Raw genomic sequence first — 20,841 nt, 5'->3', positions numbered from 1 at the left:
ACCATGCCCGGTTTGTATTGCTTCCTCATAAGTGCAATGCAGAGCGGGTATTTTTTATTTTCTGAAAACAAAAGCAGTAGAAGGTGGGGAACAGAATGCAGCCGCTAGTAGGAATCATCATGGGAAGCACTTCCGACTGGGAGACAATGAAAAACGCATGCGACATACTTGACGAACTTAATGTTCCGTACGAAAAAAAGGTCGTTTCCGCTCATCGGACGCCTGATTTGATGTTTGAATACGCTGAAACTGCCAGAGATAGAGGCATCAAGGTGATTATTGCCGGTGCCGGAGGGGCGGCACATCTGCCAGGGATGACGGCGGCGAAAACCACACTGCCGGTCATCGGAGTTCCGGTTCAGTCAAAGGCGCTGAACGGAATGGATTCGCTTCTTTCCATCGTCCAAATGCCTGGGGGCGTGCCTGTTGCGACAACAGCCATCGGCAAAGCGGGCGCTGTGAACGCAGGCCTGTTAGCGGCGCAAATTTTGTCAGCTTTTGACGAAAATCTTGCCCATCAGCTGGAAGAGAGAAGAGAAAATATAAAACAGACGGTGTTAGAAAGCAGTGATCAGCTTGTCTAAACAAATCATCAATCCGGGAGCTGTAATCGGCATTATCGGCGGCGGGCAGCTTGGAAAAATGATGGCTGTGTCCGCCAAACAAATGGGGTATAAAGTCGCAGTCGTTGATCCGGTGAAAGATTCGCCTTGCGGGCAGGTTGCGGATGTCGAAATTACCGCTCATTATAATGACCGTAAAGCGATTCGAAAATTGGCAGAAATCAGCGATATCATCACGTATGAGTTTGAAAACATCGACTATGATGCGCTGCATTGGCTAAAAGATCATGCGTATCTCCCGCAAGGAAGTGAGCTGCTGCTCATTACCCAAAACCGTGAAACAGAGAAAAAAGCAATTCAAGCCGCGGGCTGTGAAGTCGCGCCGTACAGCATCGTCAAAACAAAGGATGAACTGAAACAGGCGGTACAGGAGCTGGGGCTTCCCGCAGTACTGAAAACATGCCGCGGCGGATACGACGGCAAAGGCCAATTTGTGATCAAGGAAGAGCTGCAAATTGAGCAGGCTGCCGCTCTTTTAGAGCACGGCACTTGCATTCTTGAAAGCTGGGTTTCTTTTAAAATGGAACTGTCGGTCATCGTTGTCAGATCGGTAAACGGTGAAATTTCAACATTTCCGGCAGCTGAAAACATTCACCACAACAATATTCTTTTCCAAAGCATCGTGCCTGCACGGGTGGAGGAAGGAATTCAGCAGAAGGCTGCTGAGCTGGCCGTTAAGCTTGCAGCCGAGCTTAACCTTGTCGGACCGCTTGCTGTTGAGATGTTCCTGACAGAGGACGGAGCGCTTTTGGTCAATGAACTGGCGCCAAGACCGCACAATTCAGGCCATTATACGCTGGACCTTTGCGAGACGAGCCAGTTTGAACAGCATATCAGAGCGGTATGCGGCCTTCCGCTCGGGAAGACAGATTTGCTGAAGCCGGGCATGATGGTGAATCTTCTCGGTGATGAAGTGAAGCTTGTTGAGGAAGAACAGGAGCTTTTAAAAGAGGCAAAGCTCTATCTATATGGAAAACATGAGATCAAAAAAGGCCGCAAAATGGGGCATATTACATTTATGAAGCAGCCTGAAGACCAGTGGATTCAGGAGATCACAAATAAATGGATGAATAGAGACGGAGGACAAGCAGAATGATCGAACGTTATTCAAGACCCGAAATGTCCGCGATTTGGACGGATGAAAACAGATTTCAAGCATGGCTAGAGGTGGAGATTCTTGCCTGTGAAGCGTGGGCGGAGCTTGGCGTCATTCCAAAAGAAGACGTAAAGGCCATGCGCGAGAACGCGTCATTTGACATCAACCGCATTTTTGAAATCGAAAAGGACACGCGCCATGACGTTGTCGCTTTTACACGCGCCGTTTCCGAATCATTGGGCGAAGAAAGAAAATGGGTGCACTACGGCTTAACATCAACTGACGTTGTAGATACTGCTCTTTCTTACTTATTAAAACAGGCAAACGATATTCTGCTCAAGGACCTTGAGAGATTTGTTGACATTATAAAAGAAAAAGCGAAAGAACATAAATACACAGTCATGATGGGGCGCACACACGGCGTGCACGCTGAGCCTACAACATTCGGCTTAAAACTTGCACTTTGGCATGAAGAAATGAAACGCAATCTTGAGCGTTTCAAACAAGCGAAGGAAGGCATTGAGGTTGGGAAGATTTCCGGAGCTGTCGGCACATATGCGAACATTGACCCGTTTGTTGAGCAATATGTCTGTGAGAAGCTCGGATTGAAAGCAGCACCGATTTCAACTCAAACCCTTCAGCGTGACCGCCATGCTGACTATATGGCGACACTTGCTTTAATCGCGACAAGCATCGAGAAATTCGCAGTGGAAATCCGCGGACTGCAAAAGAGTGAAACACGCGAAGTAGAAGAATTTTTCGCGAAAGGCCAAAAGGGTTCATCTGCAATGCCGCACAAACGCAACCCGATCGGCTCTGAAAATATGACAGGCATGGCGCGCGTCATCCGCGGATACATGATGACAGCTTACGAAAATGTTCCATTATGGCATGAGCGCGATATTTCCCACTCATCAGCTGAACGGATTATTCTTCCCGATGCGACAATCGCGTTGAACTACATGCTGAACCGCTTCTCTAACATCGTGAAGAACTTAACGGTCTTCCCTGAAAACATGAAGCGCAACATGGACCGCACGCTCGGCCTTATCTACTCTCAGCGCGTGCTGCTTGCTTTGATTGACACAGGCATGACGCGTGAAGAAGCCTACGATACAGTGCAGCCAAAAGCAATGGAAGCGTGGGAAAAACAAGTGCCGTTCCGTGAGCTTGTGGAAGCGGAAGAGAAAATCACTTCCCGTCTTTCTCCTGAAAAAATTGCCGACTGTTTTGACTACAACTACCATCTGAAAAATGTTGATCTGATCTTTGAACGTTTAGGTTTGGCATAGAAGAAGCTGTTAGGCGGCTTCTTCTATGCCGCCATCGTTTGAAAATTCCCAACATTCGGGTTAGGAGGCCTTCCGTGAATATTGTGAAGAATGAACTTTTATATGAAGGAAAAGCAAAAAAGATCTACAAAACCGATGACGAAAGCACGCTGTATGTCGTGTATAAAGACTCCGCCACTGCCTTTAACGGCGAGAAAAAAGCAGAAATCAGAGGAAAAGGGCGCTTAAATAACGAAATTTCAAGCTTAATTTTCAAACACCTTCATGCTAAGGGCATTAACAATCACTTTATTGAGCGCATTTCAGAAACGGAGCAGCTCATTAAAAAGGTAACGATTGTGCCGCTTGAAGTCGTCGTCAGAAATGTGGTGGCAGGAAGCATGTCCAAGCGTCTCGGCATTCCAGAAGGCACAGAGCTTGAACAGCCCATAATCGAGTTTTACTACAAAGATGACGCGCTGGGTGATCCGCTCATCACAGAAGATCATATTTGGCTGTTGAAAGCGGCGACTCCTGAGCAGGTAGAAGCCATTAAGTCTATTACAAAAACAGTAAATGAAGAGCTTCAAAGCATTTTTGACGATTGTCATGTCAAATTAATAGATTTCAAGCTTGAATTCGGTTTAGATGCAGAAGGGCAAGTGCTTTTGGCGGATGAAATTTCTCCTGACACGTGCCGCTTGTGGGATAAAGACACGAACGAAAAGCTGGATAAAGATTTATTCAGGCGCAATCTGGGAAGCTTAACCGACGCATATGAAGAGATTTTCAAAAGACTGGGAGGCATTCATCATGTATAAAGTAAAAGTTTATGTCAGTTTAAAAGAAAGTGTACTAGATCCACAAGGGAGCGCTGTCCAGCATGCCTTGCACAGTATGACTTATAACGAAGTTCAAGATGTGCGCATCGGAAAATACATGGAGCTAACCATTGAAAAATCTGACCGTGATCTGGACGCTCTAGTAAAAGAAATGTGCGAAAAACTTCTTGCAAACACAGTGATTGAAGATTACAGATATGAAGTTGAGGAGGTAGTCGCACAGTGAAATTTGCGGTGATTGTGTTACCCGGCTCCAACTGTGATATCGATATGTATCATGCTGTAAAGGATGAGCTCGGCCATGAAGTCGAATATGTCTGGCATGAGGAAACAAGCCTTGACGGCTTCGACGGCGTGTTAATTCCGGGAGGATTTTCTTACGGCGATTACTTAAGATGCGGCGCTATCGCCCGATTTGCGAATATTATGCCAGCTGTCAAACAGGCGGCGGCCGAAGGAAAACCTGTTCTCGGCGTCTGCAACGGATTCCAGATTTTACAGGAGCTTGGCCTACTGCCAGGCGCAATGAGACGCAACAAAGATTTGAAATTTATTTGCCGTCCGGTTGAATTAATTGTGCAGAACGATGAAACCTTATTCACATCTTCCTACGAAAAGGGCCAATCGATTACCATCCCGGTTGCCCATGGTGAAGGGAATTTCTACTGTGATGAAGAGACGCTTGCTTCATTAAAGGAAAACAATCAAATTGCTTTCACATACGGCTCTAATATTAATGGAAGTGTCAGCGACATTGCCGGTGTCGTGAATGAGAAAGGCAATGTATTAGGCATGATGCCTCACCCTGAGCGCGCGGTCGATGAACTGCTTGGAAGCGCCGACGGTCTTAAATTGTTCCAGTCTATCGTGAAAAATTGGAGGGAAACTCATGTCACTACTGCTTGAACCAAGTAAAGAACAAATAAAAGAAGAGAAACTGTATCAGCAAATGGGTGTCAGTGATGATGAGTTTGCATTGATAGAATCCATTCTTGGAAGATTGCCGAACTACACAGAAATCGGAATTTTTTCTGTCATGTGGTCTGAGCATTGCAGTTATAAAAACTCAAAGCCGATTCTGCGTAAATTCCCGACAAGCGGCGAGCGTGTGCTGCAGGGGCCGGGGGAAGGCGCCGGAATCGTTGATATCGGTGATAACCAAGCGGTTGTGTTCAAAATTGAATCACATAACCACCCATCAGCTCTAGAGCCTTACCAAGGCGCTGCTACTGGCGTAGGCGGCATTATCCGTGATGTATTCTCAATGGGTGCACGCCCAATCGCTGTATTGAACTCTCTTCGATTTGGTGAACTGACTTCACCCCGCGTGAAGTACTTGTTTGAAGAAGTAGTAGCGGGTATCGCCGGATACGGCAACTGTATCGGCATCCCGACAGTCGGCGGAGAAGTGCAGTTTGACAGCAGCTATGAAGGAAATCCGCTCGTCAACGCCATGTGCGTCGGTTTAATCAACCATGAAGACATCAAAAAAGGCCAGGCGAAGGGTGTCGGCAACACAGTGATGTACGTAGGAGCGAAAACAGGGCGTGACGGAATCCACGGCGCTACGTTTGCTTCTGAAGAAATGTCAGACTCGTCTGAAGAAAAGCGTTCTGCTGTCCAAGTCGGCGATCCGTTTATGGAGAAGCTTTTGCTTGAAGCATGTCTGGAAGTCATCCAATGCGACGCCTTAGTCGGCATTCAGGATATGGGAGCTGCCGGTTTAACAAGCTCAAGTGCAGAAATGGCAAGTAAAGCCGGCTCCGGCATTGAAATGAATCTTGACCTGATTCCTCAGCGTGAAACCGGCATGACTGCTTATGAAATGATGCTTTCTGAATCACAGGAACGGATGCTTTTGGTCATCGAGCGCGGACGTGAGCAGGAAATCATCGATATTTTTGACAAGTACGATCTTGAAGCGGTTTCTGTCGGACGTGTGACAGATGATAAAATGCTTCGCCTCACACACAAAGGTGAGATTGTATGTGAGCTGCCTGTTGATGCTTTGGCAGAAGAAGCTCCGGTTTACCACAAGCCATCTCAAGAGCCCGCTTACTACCGTGAGTTTTTAGAAACGGACGTTCCGGCTCCGCAAATTGATGATGCGAATGAAACGCTGAAGGCCCTTCTCCAGCAGCCAACGATCGCAAGCAAAGAATGGGTTTACGATCAGTATGACTACATGGTGCGGACGAATACAGTTGTCGCTCCTGGGTCTGACGCAGGTGTTCTCAGAATCCGCGGAACGAAAAAAGCGCTGGCGATGACAACAGACTGTAACGCCCGTTATCTCTATCTCGATCCTGAAGTCGGCGGGAAAATCGCTGTCGCTGAAGCGGCGCGCAACATCATTTGCTCAGGTGCAGAACCGCTTGCAGTCACGGATAACCTGAACTTCGGAAACCCGGAGAAACCAGAAATCTTCTGGCAGATCGAAAAAGCCGCTGACGGCATCAGCGAGGCGTGCAGTGTTCTCAGCACTCCGGTGATCGGCGGCAACGTATCGCTATATAACGAATCAAACGGCACGGCGATCTACCCGACACCTGTTATCGGCATGGTCGGCTTAATTGAAGATACGGCACACATTACAACACAGTATTTCAAACAAGCGGGAGATCTCGTATACGTGATCGGCGAAACAAAACCAGAGTTTGCTGGTAGCGAGCTGCAAAAAATGACAGAAGGCCGCATCTACGGCAAAGCGCCGCAAATCGATCTTGATGTAGAGCTGTCACGCCAAAAAGCATTGCTTGACGCGATTAAAAAAGGCTTTGTTCAATCTGCGCATGATGTGTCTGAAGGCGGCCTAGGCGTAGCGATTGCGGAAAGTGTCATGACGACGGAAAACCTTGGTGCTAGCGTGACTGTAGAAGGGGAAGCAGCGTTATTATTCTCTGAATCTCAATCCCGCTTCGTCGTATCTGTGAAAAAAGAGCATCAAGCAGCGTTTGAAGCAGCTGTGAAAGATGCGGTTCATATCGGTGAGGTAACGGCTGACGGAATGTTGGCGATTCAAAACCAAGACGGACAACAATTGATTCATGCGCAAACGAAAGAGCTTGAGCGCGCATGGAAAGGAGCTATCCCATGCTTGCTGAAATCAAAGGCTTAAATGAAGAATGCGGCGTTTTTGGGATTTGGGGACATGAAGAAGCCCCGCAAATCACGTATTACGGCCTCCACAGCCTTCAGCACAGAGGACAGGAGGGCGCGGGTATTGTAGCAACTGACGGTGAAAAGCTGACAGCGCACAAAGGCCAAGGGCTGATTACTGAAGTGTTTCAAAATGGCGAGCTCAGCAAAGTAAAGGGGAAAGGCGCAATCGGGCACGTTCGGTACGCAACGGCTGGAGGCGGCGGATACGAAAATGTTCAGCCGCTCCTCTTCCGTTCCCAAAACAACGGCAGCCTGGCGCTTGCTCATAATGGAAATCTTGTCAATGCCACTCAGCTGAAGCAGCAGCTTGAAAACCAAGGAAGCATCTTCCAGACCTCTTCAGATACAGAGGTTTTGGCTCACTTAATCAAAAGAAGCGGCCACTTCACGCTGAAGGATCAAATTAAAAACTCGCTTTCCATGCTGAAAGGCGCCTACGCGTTTCTGATCATGACCGAAACCGAAATGATTGTCGCACTTGACCCGAACGGGCTTAGACCGCTGTCAATCGGCATGATGGGCGACGCTTATGTGGTCGCATCAGAAACATGCGCATTTGATGTTGTCGGTGCAACGTACCTTCGTGAGGTAGAACCGGGCGAAATGCTGATTATCAATGATGAAGGCATGAAATCAGAGCGTTTTTCCATGAATATTAACCGTTCCATCTGCAGCATGGAGTACATTTATTTCTCAAGGCCTGACAGCAACATTGATGGCATTAACGTGCACAGTGCCCGTAAAAACCTTGGGAAAATGCTTGCTCAGGAATCTGCAGTGGAAGCTGACGTTGTAACAGGAGTTCCGGATTCCAGTATTTCTGCGGCAATCGGCTATGCAGAAGCCACAGGCATCCCGTATGAGCTTGGCTTAATCAAAAACCGCTATGTAGGCAGAACGTTTATTCAGCCGTCTCAGGCACTGCGTGAGCAAGGCGTCAGAATGAAGCTGTCTGCTGTGCGCGGGGTTGTGGAAGGCAAACGCGTCGTCATGGTAGATGACTCTATCGTGCGCGGAACAACAAGCCGCCGGATTGTCACTATGCTCAGAGAAGCGGGTGCGACCGAGGTGCATGTGAAAATCAGTTCACCGCCGATCGCCCATCCGTGCTTTTACGGCATTGATACGTCCACACATGAAGAACTGATCGCGTCTTCGCATTCTGTTGAAGAAATCCGTCAGGAAATCGGAGCCGACACTCTCTCATTTTTAAGTGTGGAAGGGCTGTTGAAAGGCATCGGCAGAAAATACGATGACTCGAATTGCGGACAGTGTCTCGCATGCTTTACAGGAAAATATCCGACTGAAATTTACCAGGATACAGTGCTTCCTCATGTGAAAGAAGCAGTGTTAACCAAATAAAACTTGAAAATGACATAAAGGCAGCGCAGTTCGGCTGCCTTTCTCTTTCTGCCCTCGTTTGGGGAGATATTTTGAAAAGCGCCTTAAAGGAGTGAATAGGATGTCTGAAGCATATAAAAACGCAGGAGTTGACATCGAAGCCGGATATGAAGCTGTAAAACGAATGAAAAAACATGTGGAGCGCACAAAACGGCTTGGCGTTATGGGCAGCCTTGGCGGTTTTGGCGGCATGTTTGACCTGTCTGAGCTTTCTTATCAAAAACCTGTTTTAATTTCGGGGACGGACGGTGTCGGCACAAAAATAAAGCTCGCTTTTACTATGGATAAGCATGACACAATTGGCGTTGACGCTGTTGCGATGTGTGTTAATGACGTGCTGGCACAAGGTGCAGAGCCGCTGTTTTTCCTCGATTATTTAGCGGTCGGCAAAGCGGACCCTGTGAAAATTGAGCAGATCGTACAAGGTGTGGCAGACGGCTGTGAGCAGTCAGGTTCAGCCTTAGTCGGCGGCGAGACGGCTGAAATGCCGGGACTATATACAGCTGATGAATACGATATTGCCGGTTTCTCAGTCGGGGTGGCGGAAAAAGACAAAATCGTGACTGGAGAAAACATTGAGGAGGGCCATCTTTTGATCGGCCTGAGCTCCAGCGGCCTTCACAGCAACGGGTTTTCCCTTGTGAGAAAGGTACTTCTGGACGATGCGGAGCTGGATCTTGAAACAACATACGAGCCGTTTGACCGCCCGCTTGGCGAGGAGCTGCTTGAGCCGACAAGAATTTACGTGAAGCCCGTGCTAGCTGCGGTGAAAAGCGGAAAAGTCGACGGCATGGCGCATGTAACAGGCGGAGGATTCATCGAAAATATCCCGCGTATGCTTCCAGAAGGCTTAAGTGCGGAAATCGATAACGGCTCATGGCCGATCCCGCCGATTTTCTCTTTCCTGCAAGAATACGGCAAGCTGAAGGAAGAAGACATGTTCAACGTCTTTAATATGGGCATCGGCTTTGTGTTGGCTGTCAAAGAAGAGCACCTGACAGATGTGATTGGCACGCTTGAAAGCCATGGCGAAAAAGCCTATTTGATCGGGCGTGTGAAACAAGGCGAAGGCGTCACATTCGGCGGTGCGGCACTTTCATGAAAAAATTTGCGGTATTTGCATCAGGAAACGGTTCGAACTTCGAAGCCATTGTCACGCGCTTGAAAGAGGAGAAATGGGATGCGTCCGTATCGCTCCTCGTTTGCGACAAACCGCAGGCGAAAGTCATCGAACGGGCGGAATCATTCCACATTCCATCCTTTGCATTTGAGCCGAAGTCTTATGAAAACAAGGCCGCATTTGAACGGGCGATTATCGAACAGCTTCATCTTCATGATGTTGAATTGATTGTTCTTGCCGGTTATATGAGGCTGATCGGTGATACGCTGCTTCAGGCATACGGAGGAAAAATCATCAATATTCACCCATCACTTCTTCCCGCGTTTCCGGGGATCGACGCAGTCGGACAGGCGTACCGCGCGGGTGTGAAGGTTGCAGGAATCACTGTGCATTATGTTGATGAAGGAATGGATACAGGCCCGATCATTGCTCAAAAGGCAATCGAAATTAACGAACATGATACATTGGAAACAATTGAACAGCGGATTCACGAGCTTGAGCATAAATGGTATCCAAGTGTAATTAAACAGCTATTAGGATTAAATAACAGAGGTGAAAAGGCATGACCATTAAACGTGCATTAATCAGTGTTTCAGATAAAACAAATCTCGTTCCTTTCGTAAAAGAACTAACAGAGCTTGGCGTTGAAGTGATTTCAACAGGCGGAACGAAAAAGCTTCTTCAAGAAAACGGTGTGAATGTCATCGGAATTTCTGAAGTGACAGGCTTTCCTGAGATTATGGACGGACGGCTAAAAACACTTCATCCGAATATTCACGGCGGTCTTCTAGCGGTTCGCGGCAATGAAGAGCATATGGCGCAGATCAATGAACACGGGATTCAGCCGATTGACCTTGTTGTTGTTAACCTTTATCCATTTAAAGAAACGATTTCAAAAGAAGATGTCACATATGAAGAAGCGATTGAAAATATCGACATCGGCGGCCCGGGCATGCTGCGTGCGGCCTCAAAAAACCATCAGGATGTGACGGTTATCGTTGATCCAGCGGATTACAGCCCGGTGCTGAATCAAATCAAAGAAGAAGGCGGCGTATCACTTCAGAAAAAACGCGAGCTGGCGGCAAAAGTATTCCGTCATACTGCGGCATATGATGCTTTGATTGCTGACTATTTGACAAACGTTGCCGGTGAAAAAGAACCAGAACAATTCACTGTTACATTTGAGAAAAAACAATCGCTTCGCTACGGAGAAAACCCACATCAGGAAGCAACATTCTATCAAACTGCAATTCCTGTTAAAGGATCCATTGCGCAAGCAGAACAGCTCCACGGCAAAGAGCTTTCGTACAACAACATTAAGGATGCAGATGCGGCAGTTCAAATCGTCCGTGAATTCACTGAGCCGGCTGCGGTTGCCGTGAAGCATATGAATCCATGCGGCGTCGGAACAGGAGAATCAATTTCAGAAGCCTTCGACAGAGCATTTGAAGCGGATAAAACATCTATTTTCGGCGGCATTATCGCGCTGAATCGTGAAGTGGACAAGGCAACTGCCGAAGTGCTTCACAACATTTTCTTAGAAATCATCATTGCGCCTTCATTCAGCCAAGAAGCGCTTGAGATCCTGACTGCGAAGAAAAACCTTCGTCTGCTGACGCTTGATGTGACAGCTGCCGTTCAAAAAGAAAAACAGCTGACATCCGTTCAAGGCGGGCTGCTGATTCAAGATTTAGATATGCACGGGTTTGATGATGCGGAGATCAGCATTCCGACAGAAAGAGAACCGAACGAGCAAGAGTGGGAAGACTTGAAGCTTGCTTGGAAAGTCGTGAAGCATGTGAAATCAAATGCGATCGTTCTCGCGAAAGACAACATGACAGTCGGTGTGGGAGCGGGTCAAATGAACCGCGTCGGATCAGCGAAAATTGCCATTGAACAAGCAGGAGAAAAAGCGAAAGGCAGCGCACTTGGATCTGATGCATTTTTCCCAATGCCGGACACTGTTGAAGAAGCGGCAAAAGCGGGCGTTACGGCTATCATTCAGCCGGGGGGATCTGTACGTGATGAGGATTCCATCAAAAAAGCGGATGAGTACGGCATTGCCATGGTGTTCACCGGCATCAGACACTTCAAACATTAAGGGGATGAAAACGACGTGAATGTATTAATTATCGGTAAAGGCGGAAGAGAGCATACGCTGGCATGGAAGGTGGCGCAAAGCAGCCTCGTTGAAACGGTATTTGCGGCTCCGGGAAATGACGGCATGTCAGCTTCCGCACAGCTTGTAAACATTGAGGAAAGCGACCACGCCGGGCTTGTCTCGTTTGCAAAAGAAAATCAGGTCGGCCTGACCATTGTCGGCCCCGAGGTTCCTTTAATTGAAGGTCTGGTGGATGAATTTGAAAAAGCGGGTCTGCGCGTGTTCGGCCCGTCAAAAGCCGCGGCGATCATCGAAGGAAGCAAACAGTTCGCTAAGGATTTAATGAAGAAATACGACATTCCGACTGCAGAATACGATACGTTTACATCTTTTGAAAAGGCAAAGGCATATGTGCAGGAAAAAGGCGCTCCAATTGTGATAAAGGCAGATGGGCTTGCAGCTGGAAAAGGCGTAACGGTTGCCATGACTGAGGAAGAAGCGATCGCATGTCTGCATGACTTTCTTGAGGATGAAAAGTTCGGTGATGCGAGTGCGTCCGTTGTCATTGAAGAATACCTTTCTGGTGAAGAATTTTCTTTGATGGCCTTCGTCAAAGGAGAAAAAGTGTATCCAATGGTGATTGCCCAGGATCATAAACGGGCGTTTGACGGAGACAAAGGCCCGAATACAGGCGGAATGGGCGCTTACTCGCCAGTTCCGCAAATTTCGGAAGAAACGGTCCGCCATGCTGTAGAAACCATCGTCAAGCCCGCCGCAAAAGCAATGGTACAAGAAGGCCGTTCCTTCACTGGTGTTTTGTACGCTGGATTGATGCTTACTGAAAACGGCTCGAAGGTCATCGAATTTAATGCCCGCTTCGGCGATCCGGAAACACAGGTCGTGCTTCCGCGCATGGAATCTGATCTGGTACAGGTGCTTCTTGATCTTTTAGATGATAAAGAAGTCGGCTTAAAATGGAAGGATACCGCTGCAGTAAGTGTGGTGCTTGCTTCAGAAGGATATCCGGAAAGCTATGCAAAAGGCACGCTGATCGGCAGCCTTGCAGCGGAAACTGACCAAGTTGTGGTCTTCCATGCCGGAACGAAAGCAGAAGGCGGAGAGTTTGTTACAAATGGCGGCCGCGTCGCCAACGTGACGGCTTTTGATGAAACGTTTGAAGCAGCGAGAGACCGAGTGTACAAGGCCGTTGATGAGATCATCAAGCCGGGACTCTTTTTCAGAACAGACATTGGGGCACGCGCTTTAAAGGCTGCCCAAAAATAAGTGAAGAAAACCCGCAGATTGAGCTGCGGGTTTTTTTGTTATACAAAAGCGGGATGCTGGGCAGAAGAAGAAAGCACAACGAGCGTGGTCGGTTTTCCATGGGCCATCGAAGCGTCAATAAAATCCTCAAGCGTATGGACTGATTCTGTCACTACTTTTGTCACATAGCTGTACATCCCTGTGATGCGGTGGTTTTCTGCCACATCCGGGTGCGCTATGGCAAAGGCGGCATAGTGTTTACAGCTTTTCGGCTCCATCAGGATAAAAGCCGTGACGTGCTTATTTAGTTTTTCGTAACAGATATTCGCGCTGTAGCCGGTAATCACTCCTTTGTCTTCCAGCTTCCTGACACGTTCCGCCGCGCTTGGCGAGCTGAGTCCAACAAGCTTTCCCAGCTCAACCATCGTTAATCTGCCATTTCTCTGCAAATGCGATAGATTCTGAAGGTCTGTATCGTCCATTTGTCTGCCTCCTTTGCATGTTTAGGTAAATGAATGAAAATTCCTTTGATCATAAGGTGATGCTGTTGATTTAGCTTCATTGTAGCGTATGGATGCACACTTATTTTTTCTATAATAAAGCCATCAATCAGAGAGGGGGCATCATATTGCCAGAATTACAGCGTTCTATCACTTGGATACAAGGGACGGCATTAACGGTTGGGGCCGTTTTAGGCTGCGGGATATTAATCCTGCCGTCTGTCACCGCTGACGCAGCTGGTCCGGGTTCTTTATTCGTCTGGGTATTCATGTCTTTTTTATCTTTTCTTCTTGTCGGCACACTGGCCCGGCTTGTGAAAATAGCGCCCAGCGCGGGAGGAATCACGGCTTACGTGCAGCTGGCTTTTCAGAAAAAAGCCGGAGCGGTTTTGGGCTGGATTATGTTAGGCTCCGTTCCGATTGGCGTCCCTATTATTGCTTTGACTGGCGCGCATTACGTTAGTTACGTCACAGAGGCTTCGGATTGGCAGATTACATGGATTGCAGGGTGTATGCTGGTTGTTTCTATTTTGCTGCATATGAGAGGCATTCAACTTTCCGCAAACATCAGTACACTCGTTATTTGTATCATCGTATTTCTGCTTGTTACTTCTATTGCCGTGTCATTGCCTCACGTTAAGATAACGGAATTCAAGCTGTTTCTCCCGCATGGCTGGTCTGCCGCGGGATCTGTTTCTGTTATGATTTTTTTCTCCTTTGTAGGCTGGGAAATGATTACCCCATTGGCTGAGGAGTTTCATCGGCCTGAAAAAGACGTCCCAATCAGCTTGTTTTTGGGGGCGGCTTGTGTGGCAGGGCTGTATATCATGCTGTCATTTGTGACGATAGGGACTCATTCCTACGGAGAGAATGGAGAAATCGCATCGCTTGCGATACTCATCTCAAAAGGAGCCGGGGAGAGCGGAGTATATGTAACGGTTTGTTTAGCACTGTTTATCACATTCGCCACTGTTCATGCCAATATTGCGGGTTTTTCCAGAATGGTGTACGCATTAGCGAGGGAGGGGCACATTCCTGTATATTTCGGGAAACTCAGTGAGACAAAACATACGCCAATCCGTGTATTATCAGCGCTGGCTGCAGTGTTTGGCTTAGTGCTTGCGGTGCATGGCCTGTTTCAAATCGATTTGACGACACTGTTAAAAGGGCCGAGTGCGGCATTCATCGCATCTTACCTATGTACAATGGCAGCAGCTTTGAAGATGCTGAGCTGGAGAGATTCAGGGTGGTGGATGGCGCTCGGAGCGTTTGCGGCGTGCGCAGTGATTTACTCGTTCAGCGGCTGGGCACTTCTTTATCCGACAGCACTCGCAGCCGCAGGGTATCTCTATATGAAGACAAAGGGATGTCATGAGAAAAAGCTTGATCACGTTTCGTGATCAAGCTTTTTTGTTTACCTGTCTTGGTGGTCCTGTTGGCTATTTTCGAAAGCGCCGTTTTGAAACATGTAGGTTACAGGACAGAAGCGCAAGATCCCCGAACCTGCTTTCAAGGCTCCCATAAAGATGTAAAAGAGGTTCATTCTGCACCAGGGCTTTTTCGTAAACTTTGCGCTGGCTGCTGACATAATCGTCAGTCCGCAGGCGATTCTGAAGACGGCATTGATGAGACTGATGTTTGGCTTCATGAAAATTTGCTCCTTTTATTAAAAAAGTTTTTTAATTGAACCTTCAAAAATTTGTAACGTTTTTATCGTGCGTGATGAGGAAGGATGTGATAACATGAGTCTAATACATGTAAAGGAGAGTATGTGAATGTCCGAACGCACCTTTAACTGGAAAAACAAAGACATCAGGGCACAGGTTGATGTTGTAGACTCAAAGCTGCTTCCAACGCTCCTTTTACGGAATGCTCTCGTCTTAAATCCATATGTAAAACAATGGCTGAAAAAAAACATTTGGATTTATCAGGACCGCATTGTTTATGTGGGTCATGAACTTCCGAATAGAGCCGAAGAAATTTATACGATTGATTGTGAAGGAAAATACATTGTGCCAGGGTATATTGAACCGCACGCACATCCTTTTCAAATATATAATCCCCAAACACTGGCTGAATATGTGTCTCAATACGGAACAACGACATTTGTGAACGATAACTTATTTTTGCTTTTACAAAGCGGAAAAAAGAAAGCGCTTACGATTTTGAACGAACTCAAAAAGCAGCCTGTTCAATATTTTTGGTGGTCACGCTATGACCTCCAGACTGAGGTTCTGAACGAGGATCACGTCCTTCCGTTTGACGTCAGAAAACAGTGGATTGAACATCCGGATGTCATCCAAGGCGGAGAAATGACAGGATGGCCTCGTCTGGTAGATGGTGATGATTTAATGCTTCACTGCATGCAAGCTACAAAGAAACAGCGAAAACGCATTGAAGGGCATTTTCCCGGTGCATCAGATAAAACGCTTACAAAAATGAAGCTCTTCGGAGCGGACTGTGATCATGAAGCGATGACAGGTGAGGAAGTGATGAGAAGGCTGGAACTTGGATACTATGTTTCCCTTCGGAACTCTTCCATTCGTCCTGATGTCAGAAACATATTGCAGGAGCTACATGAGAAAGGCTTCCGCTATTATGACCACTTCTTTTATACAACAGACGGCGCGACGCCGAATTTCTATAAAGGAGGCATGACAAACGAGCTGATCCGCATCGCGTTAGAAGAAGGCGTACCGGCAATCGACGCCTACAATATGGCATCATTTAATATCGCAAAGTATTATCAAATGGATGATTATTTAGGAGTTGTCGGTCCGGGAAGACTGGCGTCGCTGAACATACTTGAAGATCCGTTAAATCCAAATCCCGTGACCGTTCTGTCAAAAGGGATCATCCTTCGTGAAGAAGGCTGTGATATGAAGGCGTTTACAAAGACGGACTGGAACAAAGGCGGTCTTGTCCCGCTTGAGCTTTCATATGATATGACGATGGATGATTTGCAGTTTTCCATGCCGATGGGCGTAAAAATGCGAAATGCGGTGATTATGGAGCCGTATATGATTGAGATCGACAATTCGCTGGAACAGCTTTCGTTTGACCATGATGAAAGTTACTTGACGATGCTTGACAAACACGGGAATTGGCGTGTTAATACAATGATAAAAGGGTTTGCCTCAAGCGTGCAGGGATTTGTAAGCTCCTTTACGACGACGGGCGATATTGTCGCGATTGGAAAAAATAAAGCGGATATGCTACTCGCTTTCGCTCGTATGAAAGAAATTGGAGGAGGAATTGTTCTTGCGGAAAACGGGAACATACTGCATGAAATTCCGCTAGCACTGTGCGGGTGCGCCTCTTCGGAAGCGTATGAAGATGTGCTAGAGAAGGAACAAAAACTGAGAGATCTTTTGACTGAAAGAGGCTATGAGTTTTGCGATCCGATCTATACGCTGCTCTTTTTGCAAAGTACGCATCTTCCGTATATACGCATTACGCCGAGAGGAATCTTCGACGTCATGAAAAAAACTGTACTCTTTCCATCGATAATGCGTTAAAATATAAAAGAGCGGGGAGCCGACATATGAAAAAATGGATGACAGTTTGCGTGCTGTGTTTCGTGTTTTTTCTGCTGGTATCCTGCCAGCAGAAGGATGCTGTCCCGATTTCTGCAAAGAAGCCGAAAGCTCCTTTGACGGGACTTGCGACTGAACAGAAGGTGACTGAACGCCGGCCTGTTGCTGTAGTGGTGAACAATCACCCGAAGGCGAGGCCGCAGTCAGGACTGTCTAAAGCCGACATTGTCATAGAGGCGCTTGCCGAAGGACAAATTACAAGATTTCTGGCTATTTTTCAAAGCCAGATGCCTGAAACTGTCGGCCCTGTGCGGAGCGCGCGGGAATATTTCGTCACTCTCAGCAATGGCTTTGACAGCATATTTGTCCATCATGGATGGAGTCCCGGCGCTAAAGAGCAGCTGGAATCCGGAGCTGCCGATTATATGAACGGATTGGATTTTGACGGAAGCTTATTTTGGAGAGCTGATTTCAGCAAACCGCCCCACAATTCCTACACGTCCTATGATTACATAAAACAGGCGGCGGAACAAAAGGGATATAAGCTAAAGCAAAAAACAGATCCGCTGCTGTTTCAAACATCAGAAGCAAAACCTGCAAATGAATCCTACAATGTTCGGGTAGATTATGGAACAAAGAACGTTACAAATCTTGTCGAATACAACTATGATAAAAAAGCTGAAGCTTATACAAGAAGCTCTGATGGTGTCATAACGACAGACCGGGAAACCGGAAAGCCGGTTGCAATGCAAAATATTTTCATTGTTGAAGCCAGCCATCAAACTATTGATCAAGATGGAAGGCGGGACATCGACCTGGAATCAGGGGGAAAAGGTCTGTTGTTTCAGCACGGAAACGTCATTGAAACAGACTGGAAACAAGTAAACGGAAGAATTGTGCCGGTGAAAGACGGCAAATGGCTGCCGTTTGTGCCAGGAAAGACTTGGATGAATATCGTGCCTGATCTCGATGCGGCTTCCATTAGTAAAGGAGAAGGTGTGTAACGATGCAAATCGATAAATTACGCGGCAAAGAACTGGACCAGTTATTCAACTCGATCTTATCGCTGAAAGACCTGGAGGAATGTTACCGGTTCTTCGATGATCTTTGCACAATTAACGAAATTCAATCGCTGGCTCAGCGCCTTGAAGTGGCGCGCATGCTTCGCGAAGGAAACACATACCATAAGATTGAAACAGAAACAGGCGCTTCCACGGCTACGATTTCCCGTGTGAAACGCTGCTTAAATTACGGAAATGACGCTTATGAAATGGCGCTTGACCGTGTGAAGGAGACGGAAACCGAGTCTTCTTCAAAATAACAGAGACCGCCCTGCCGTTCGGCAAGGGCGGTTTCTTTATGAAACAAATTGGTGAATCAGGTGGTCGATGTCGACGATGCTGCCGTCTTCTTTTCGATAGACAACGTGCTCCTTGGAAAAGCGGACCGGCGAATTGATCCCGGCTGCAGCAGCGAGGTTAAACAGCCCCTCGCGCAGCGAAATAACGTAGTTGCAGACACGATGCTGTTTTTCCTCAACGCTCAGTGCTTTTTGCAATTTTGGATCTGTTGTCGCCACGCCTGCCGGGCATGTGTTCGTGTGGCAGACGAGAGCACGGATGCAGCCGACCGAAAACATCATCCCGCGTGCAATGTTGACAAAGTCAGCGCCGAGGGCTAAGGCGACCGCAATTTTGTCAGGAGTCAGGAGCTTTCCGGAAGCAAAGATTTTCAGCTGGCTGCGCAAGCCATATTGTCTAAGCAGCGTATCAACGATAGGCAGCGCTGTCATAATCGGAAGGCCGACTGTGTCAGCAAGCTCGTAAAAGGAAGCGCCGGTACCGCCTTCGCTCCCATCGATCGTGATAAAATCCGGATGCTTTCCGCTTTTCTGCATATAAGAGAAAAGCTCGTGCAATTCATCAGGGTGCCCTGCGACAAGTTTGATCCCGACTGGCTTTTGGCCGACATCTCTAAGTGCTTCAATAAAGTCGAGCATCTCAGGGGCGCTTGAAAATTCATGAAAGCGGTTCGGGCTGTCAATCGATTTTCCGGGTTCGACATTCCGGATGTCTGCCACTTCTTCAGATACTTTGGCGCCATCCACATGGCCGCCGCGTGTTTTCGCGCCTTGCGCCAGCTTCAGCTCAAACGCTTTAATTTGGTCGAGCCTGCTTTTGCGTTTAAACTCCTCCAACGAAAATTCCCCGTTTCTTTTGCGCACGCCAAAAAGACCAGGCCCGATTTGGCAAATGATATCAGCACCGCCTTTTAAGTGATACTCAGATAATCCCCCTTCACCGGTATTCATCCAAGTGCCGCCTGCCTGATGAAGCCCTTTTGATAGCGCCGTAATCGCCCGTTCTCCAAGAGAACCGTAGCTCATGGCAGACTGGCCGACTAATCCTTTCACATAAAAAGGCTTCTCGCATGTATGCTCACCGATTACCTGTACATCATCAGGATGGAGAAAAAATGGATCTGCCTTGATGCGTTCGGCGTGCTCCTTGCGTTTGAACAGATTGTCAGCATCTAGTTTATAGATTTTGGTTTCAATTTTAGGCGTTTGATTGACGTGCATTTCTTCTTTTAGTTTTGGAAACATAGCGTTACGGATATAGTAGCCCGGTTTATCAAAATCTTTTACAGAACCAAAGCCTATCATTCTGCTTTTGTATTTGCCCGAGATAACCGTTTGCTCATATTCCTTTCGTGAAAAAGGCTGCTCTTCATTATCATTGCTGTATAAATACTGCCTGAGCTCCGGCCCGATTTTTTCCAGGATATATCGAAACCTTCCGATGACGGGATAGTTGCGGAGAATCGAATGCTCCTGCTGTTTTTCATCCTTAATGTAGATCCAGACAAACAAAATGATGGGAATGGCAATGATCCCAATGATAATTGCGATGAGTGCGATGATGATGGTTTCCATCTGTCAGCCTCCCTTTTTTATGTAACCATTTCCACACTTGAACGCTTTCCAAACAATAACAGTTTGTGCGGGAGGAAATATGACGAAAATTGGGTTTTTTTGAAGAACTTAATGTGCGAGTGCATCAGCATGTTAGACCTAACGCTTTCTTTTTTATGAAAAAAGAATCAAAACACCTTTTTCAGTGAATAACGAGATTAACGGCTTTTTCCGTTTTTCCGTGCTATGTGAATTTGTTATAATGTTTAAATGGTAACAAACGAATGGAGGAACGTATGACGTGTACGATGTAACAGAGTGGAAGCATGTCTTTAAACTCGATCCAAATAAAGATTTGCCTGATGAACAGCTGGAGATTCTTTGCGAATCAGGAACGGATGCGGTCATTATCGGAGGAAGCGATGGTGTGACAGAGGACAATGTCCTGCGGATGATGTCTAAGGTGAGACGGTTTTTGGTGCCGTGTGTCCTTGAGGTGTCAGCAATTGAAGCAATCGTTCCCGGCTTTGACTTATATTTTATTCCAAGTGTATTAAACAGCAAAAACGCGGACTGGATTGTTGGCATGCACCAGAAAGCCATGAAGGAATACGGAGAACTGATGTCTGTGGAAGAAATCGTGGCGGAAGGCTACTGCATCGCTAATCCTGATTGCAAAGCGGCGGCACTGACTGAAGCGGATGCCGATCTGAGTATTGACGATATTGTCGCCTATGCGCGTGTGTCTGAGCTGCTTCATCTTCCCATTTTTTATTTGGAATACAGCGGCATGCTTGGAGACATAGAAGCCGTGAAGAAAACGAAGGCTGTATTGGAAACGTCCACCTTGTTTTACGGCGGCGGCATCAAGGATGCGGAAACGGCCAAACAGTATGCAGAGCATGCGGACGTGATCGTTGTAGGCAATGCGGTATATGAAGATTTTGACCGTGCTTTGAAAACAGTAGCGGCTGTGAAAGGCGAGTAGTAAATTGTACGGATTTGGTTTATG

The 20,841-nt window shown here is 47.2% G+C and carries 20 protein-coding genes; 17 read left to right on the top strand and 3 right to left on the bottom strand.

Translation table 11 applies throughout. The annotated features are described in order from the left end of the window. Window positions 1-95 precede the first annotated feature (95 nt). The 12 genes from purE (at window position 96) to purD (ending at window position 12,900) form a co-directional block, all read left to right on the top strand. Entirely contained in the window at window positions 96-584 is a 489-nt protein-coding gene (gene purE, locus MOB98_RS16760; RefSeq protein ID WP_268358753.1) for a 5-(carboxyamino)imidazole ribonucleotide mutase, read from the top strand. Then, complete coding sequence (gene purK, locus MOB98_RS16755) at window positions 577-1,719, top strand: 5-(carboxyamino)imidazole ribonucleotide synthase (protein ID WP_268358755.1); 1,143 nt, start codon at window positions 577-579, stop codon at window positions 1,717-1,719. The genes purE and purK overlap by 8 nt, the downstream gene beginning before the upstream one ends. Beyond that, window positions 1,716-3,011: an adenylosuccinate lyase gene (purB, locus tag MOB98_RS16750; RefSeq protein ID WP_268358758.1), complete on the top strand. Its 1,296-nt coding sequence runs from the start codon at window positions 1,716-1,718 to the stop codon at window positions 3,009-3,011. The genes purK and purB overlap by 4 nt, the downstream gene beginning before the upstream one ends. A 74-nt stretch (window positions 3,012-3,085) precedes the next feature. Next, window positions 3,086-3,811: a phosphoribosylaminoimidazolesuccinocarboxamide synthase gene (gene purC / locus MOB98_RS16745; protein WP_268358760.1), complete on the top strand. Its 726-nt coding sequence runs from the start codon at window positions 3,086-3,088 to the stop codon at window positions 3,809-3,811. Next, window positions 3,804-4,058, top strand: a complete 255-nt coding sequence (gene purS, locus MOB98_RS16740; protein WP_003155758.1) for a phosphoribosylformylglycinamidine synthase subunit PurS — start codon at window positions 3,804-3,806, stop codon at window positions 4,056-4,058. Before purC ends, purS begins: the two co-directional genes overlap by 8 nt. Then, window positions 4,055-4,738: a phosphoribosylformylglycinamidine synthase subunit PurQ gene (gene purQ / locus MOB98_RS16735; RefSeq protein ID WP_268358763.1), complete on the top strand. Its 684-nt coding sequence runs from the start codon at window positions 4,055-4,057 to the stop codon at window positions 4,736-4,738. Before purS ends, purQ begins: the two co-directional genes overlap by 4 nt. After that, window positions 4,722-6,950 carry a phosphoribosylformylglycinamidine synthase subunit PurL gene (gene purL, locus MOB98_RS16730; RefSeq protein WP_268367206.1) on the top strand — a complete coding sequence of 743 codons (2,229 nt, stop codon included), beginning with the start codon at window positions 4,722-4,724 and terminating at the stop codon, window positions 6,948-6,950. The genes purQ and purL overlap by 17 nt, the downstream gene beginning before the upstream one ends. Further along, the gene (gene purF / locus MOB98_RS16725; RefSeq protein WP_003233947.1) at window positions 6,926-8,356 is read left to right on the top strand and encodes an amidophosphoribosyltransferase; all 1,431 of its coding nucleotides are present in this window, start codon (window positions 6,926-6,928) and stop codon (window positions 8,354-8,356) included. The genes purL and purF overlap by 25 nt, the downstream gene beginning before the upstream one ends. A gap of 100 nt (window positions 8,357-8,456) precedes the next feature. Further along, window positions 8,457-9,497, top strand: coding sequence for a phosphoribosylformylglycinamidine cyclo-ligase (gene purM / locus MOB98_RS16720; protein ID WP_268361792.1), 1,041 nt, complete (start codon window positions 8,457-8,459; stop codon window positions 9,495-9,497). Then, entirely contained in the window at window positions 9,494-10,081 is a 588-nt protein-coding gene (purN, locus tag MOB98_RS16715) for a phosphoribosylglycinamide formyltransferase (protein WP_268361794.1), read from the top strand. The genes purM and purN overlap by 4 nt, the downstream gene beginning before the upstream one ends. Further along, complete coding sequence (gene purH, locus MOB98_RS16710; protein WP_268361796.1) at window positions 10,078-11,616, top strand: bifunctional phosphoribosylaminoimidazolecarboxamide formyltransferase/IMP cyclohydrolase; 1,539 nt, start codon at window positions 10,078-10,080, stop codon at window positions 11,614-11,616. Before purN ends, purH begins: the two co-directional genes overlap by 4 nt. Window positions 11,617-11,631: 15 nt before the next feature. Beyond that, a complete protein-coding gene (gene purD / locus MOB98_RS16705) occupies window positions 11,632-12,900 on the top strand; it encodes a phosphoribosylamine--glycine ligase (RefSeq protein ID WP_268361798.1) in 1,269 nt (422 codons plus the stop codon). A 38-nt stretch (window positions 12,901-12,938) separates the two neighbouring features. On the opposite strand, the gene MOB98_RS16700 is transcribed toward purD, so the two are convergent. Further along, on the bottom strand, window positions 12,939-13,361 hold the full coding sequence (locus MOB98_RS16700) for an Lrp/AsnC family transcriptional regulator (protein WP_268361800.1): 423 nt from the start codon (window positions 13,359-13,361) through the stop codon (window positions 12,939-12,941). Between the two features lie 143 nt (window positions 13,362-13,504). Between MOB98_RS16700 and MOB98_RS16695 the strand changes: the two genes are divergently transcribed. Next, entirely contained in the window at window positions 13,505-14,779 is a 1,275-nt protein-coding gene (locus MOB98_RS16695) for an amino acid permease (RefSeq protein ID WP_268361826.1), read from the top strand. A gap of 14 nt (window positions 14,780-14,793) precedes the next feature. On the opposite strand, the gene MOB98_RS16690 is transcribed toward MOB98_RS16695, so the two are convergent. Beyond that, the gene (locus MOB98_RS16690) at window positions 14,794-15,027 is read right to left on the bottom strand and encodes a YgaP family membrane protein (protein ID WP_268361801.1); all 234 of its coding nucleotides are present in this window, start codon (window positions 15,025-15,027) and stop codon (window positions 14,794-14,796) included. 127 nt (window positions 15,028-15,154) lie between these two features. Here MOB98_RS16690 and MOB98_RS16685 point away from each other — a divergent pair, with 127 nt between their 5' ends. From MOB98_RS16685 to MOB98_RS16675, 3 genes are read left to right on the top strand one after another with little or no spacing between them, the layout of a single operon-like run. Further along, window positions 15,155-16,897, top strand: a complete 1,743-nt coding sequence (locus MOB98_RS16685) for an adenine deaminase (RefSeq protein WP_268361803.1) — start codon at window positions 15,155-15,157, stop codon at window positions 16,895-16,897. 26 nt (window positions 16,898-16,923) lie between these two features. Beyond that, window positions 16,924-17,919: a DUF3048 domain-containing protein gene (locus MOB98_RS16680; protein WP_268361805.1), complete on the top strand. Its 996-nt coding sequence runs from the start codon at window positions 16,924-16,926 to the stop codon at window positions 17,917-17,919. A gap of 2 nt (window positions 17,920-17,921) precedes the next feature. Beyond that, window positions 17,922-18,236 carry a YerC/YecD family TrpR-related protein gene (locus MOB98_RS16675; RefSeq protein ID WP_003219429.1) on the top strand — a complete coding sequence of 105 codons (315 nt, stop codon included), beginning with the start codon at window positions 17,922-17,924 and terminating at the stop codon, window positions 18,234-18,236. Between the two features lie 36 nt (window positions 18,237-18,272). Here MOB98_RS16675 and MOB98_RS16670 read toward each other — a convergent pair whose 3' ends face one another. After that, window positions 18,273-19,850, bottom strand: a complete 1,578-nt coding sequence (locus MOB98_RS16670) for an FMN-binding glutamate synthase family protein (protein ID WP_268361808.1) — start codon at window positions 19,848-19,850, stop codon at window positions 18,273-18,275. 280 nt (window positions 19,851-20,130) lie between these two features. On the opposite strand from MOB98_RS16670, the gene MOB98_RS16665 reads away from it, so the two are divergent. Further along, window positions 20,131-20,817, top strand: coding sequence for a heptaprenylglyceryl phosphate synthase (locus MOB98_RS16665; protein WP_268361810.1), 687 nt, complete (start codon window positions 20,131-20,133; stop codon window positions 20,815-20,817). The last annotated feature ends 24 nt before the right edge of the window (window positions 20,818-20,841 follow it).

Source organism: Bacillus sp. N13C7, from assembly GCF_026790065.1.
In the GTDB taxonomy this organism is placed as follows: domain Bacteria; phylum Bacillota; class Bacilli; order Bacillales; family Bacillaceae; genus Bacillus.
This window is presented reverse-complemented; position numbering and strand designations above follow the sequence as displayed.

Excerpts from the sequence above, each read along its gene's own strand:
- purE (WP_268358753.1), top strand. The coding sequence starts at position 96 with ATGCAGCCGCTAGTAGGAATCATCATGGGAAGCACTTCCGACTGGGAG.
- purB (WP_268358758.1), top strand. The coding sequence starts at position 1,716 with ATGATCGAACGTTATTCAAGACCCGAAATGTCCGCGATTTGGACGGAT.
- purS (WP_003155758.1), top strand. The coding sequence starts at position 3,804 with ATGTATAAAGTAAAAGTTTATGTCAGTTTAAAAGAAAGTGTACTAGAT.
- purL (WP_268367206.1), top strand. The coding sequence starts at position 4,722 with ATGTCACTACTGCTTGAACCAAGTAAAGAACAAATAAAAGAAGAGAAA.
- purF (WP_003233947.1), top strand. The coding sequence starts at position 6,926 with ATGCTTGCTGAAATCAAAGGCTTAAATGAAGAATGCGGCGTTTTTGGG.
- purM (WP_268361792.1), top strand. The coding sequence starts at position 8,457 with ATGTCTGAAGCATATAAAAACGCAGGAGTTGACATCGAAGCCGGATAT.
- purN (WP_268361794.1), top strand. The coding sequence starts at position 9,494 with ATGAAAAAATTTGCGGTATTTGCATCAGGAAACGGTTCGAACTTCGAA.
- purH (WP_268361796.1), top strand. The coding sequence starts at position 10,078 with ATGACCATTAAACGTGCATTAATCAGTGTTTCAGATAAAACAAATCTC.
- MOB98_RS16700 (WP_268361800.1), bottom strand. The coding sequence starts at position 13,361 with ATGGACGATACAGACCTTCAGAATCTATCGCATTTGCAGAGAAATGGC.
- MOB98_RS16690 (WP_268361801.1), bottom strand. The coding sequence starts at position 15,027 with ATGAAGCCAAACATCAGTCTCATCAATGCCGTCTTCAGAATCGCCTGC.
- MOB98_RS16685 (WP_268361803.1), top strand. The coding sequence starts at position 15,155 with ATGTCCGAACGCACCTTTAACTGGAAAAACAAAGACATCAGGGCACAG.
- MOB98_RS16680 (WP_268361805.1), top strand. The coding sequence starts at position 16,924 with ATGAAAAAATGGATGACAGTTTGCGTGCTGTGTTTCGTGTTTTTTCTG.
- MOB98_RS16675 (WP_003219429.1), top strand. The coding sequence starts at position 17,922 with ATGCAAATCGATAAATTACGCGGCAAAGAACTGGACCAGTTATTCAAC.
- MOB98_RS16670 (WP_268361808.1), bottom strand. The coding sequence starts at position 19,850 with ATGGAAACCATCATCATCGCACTCATCGCAATTATCATTGGGATCATT.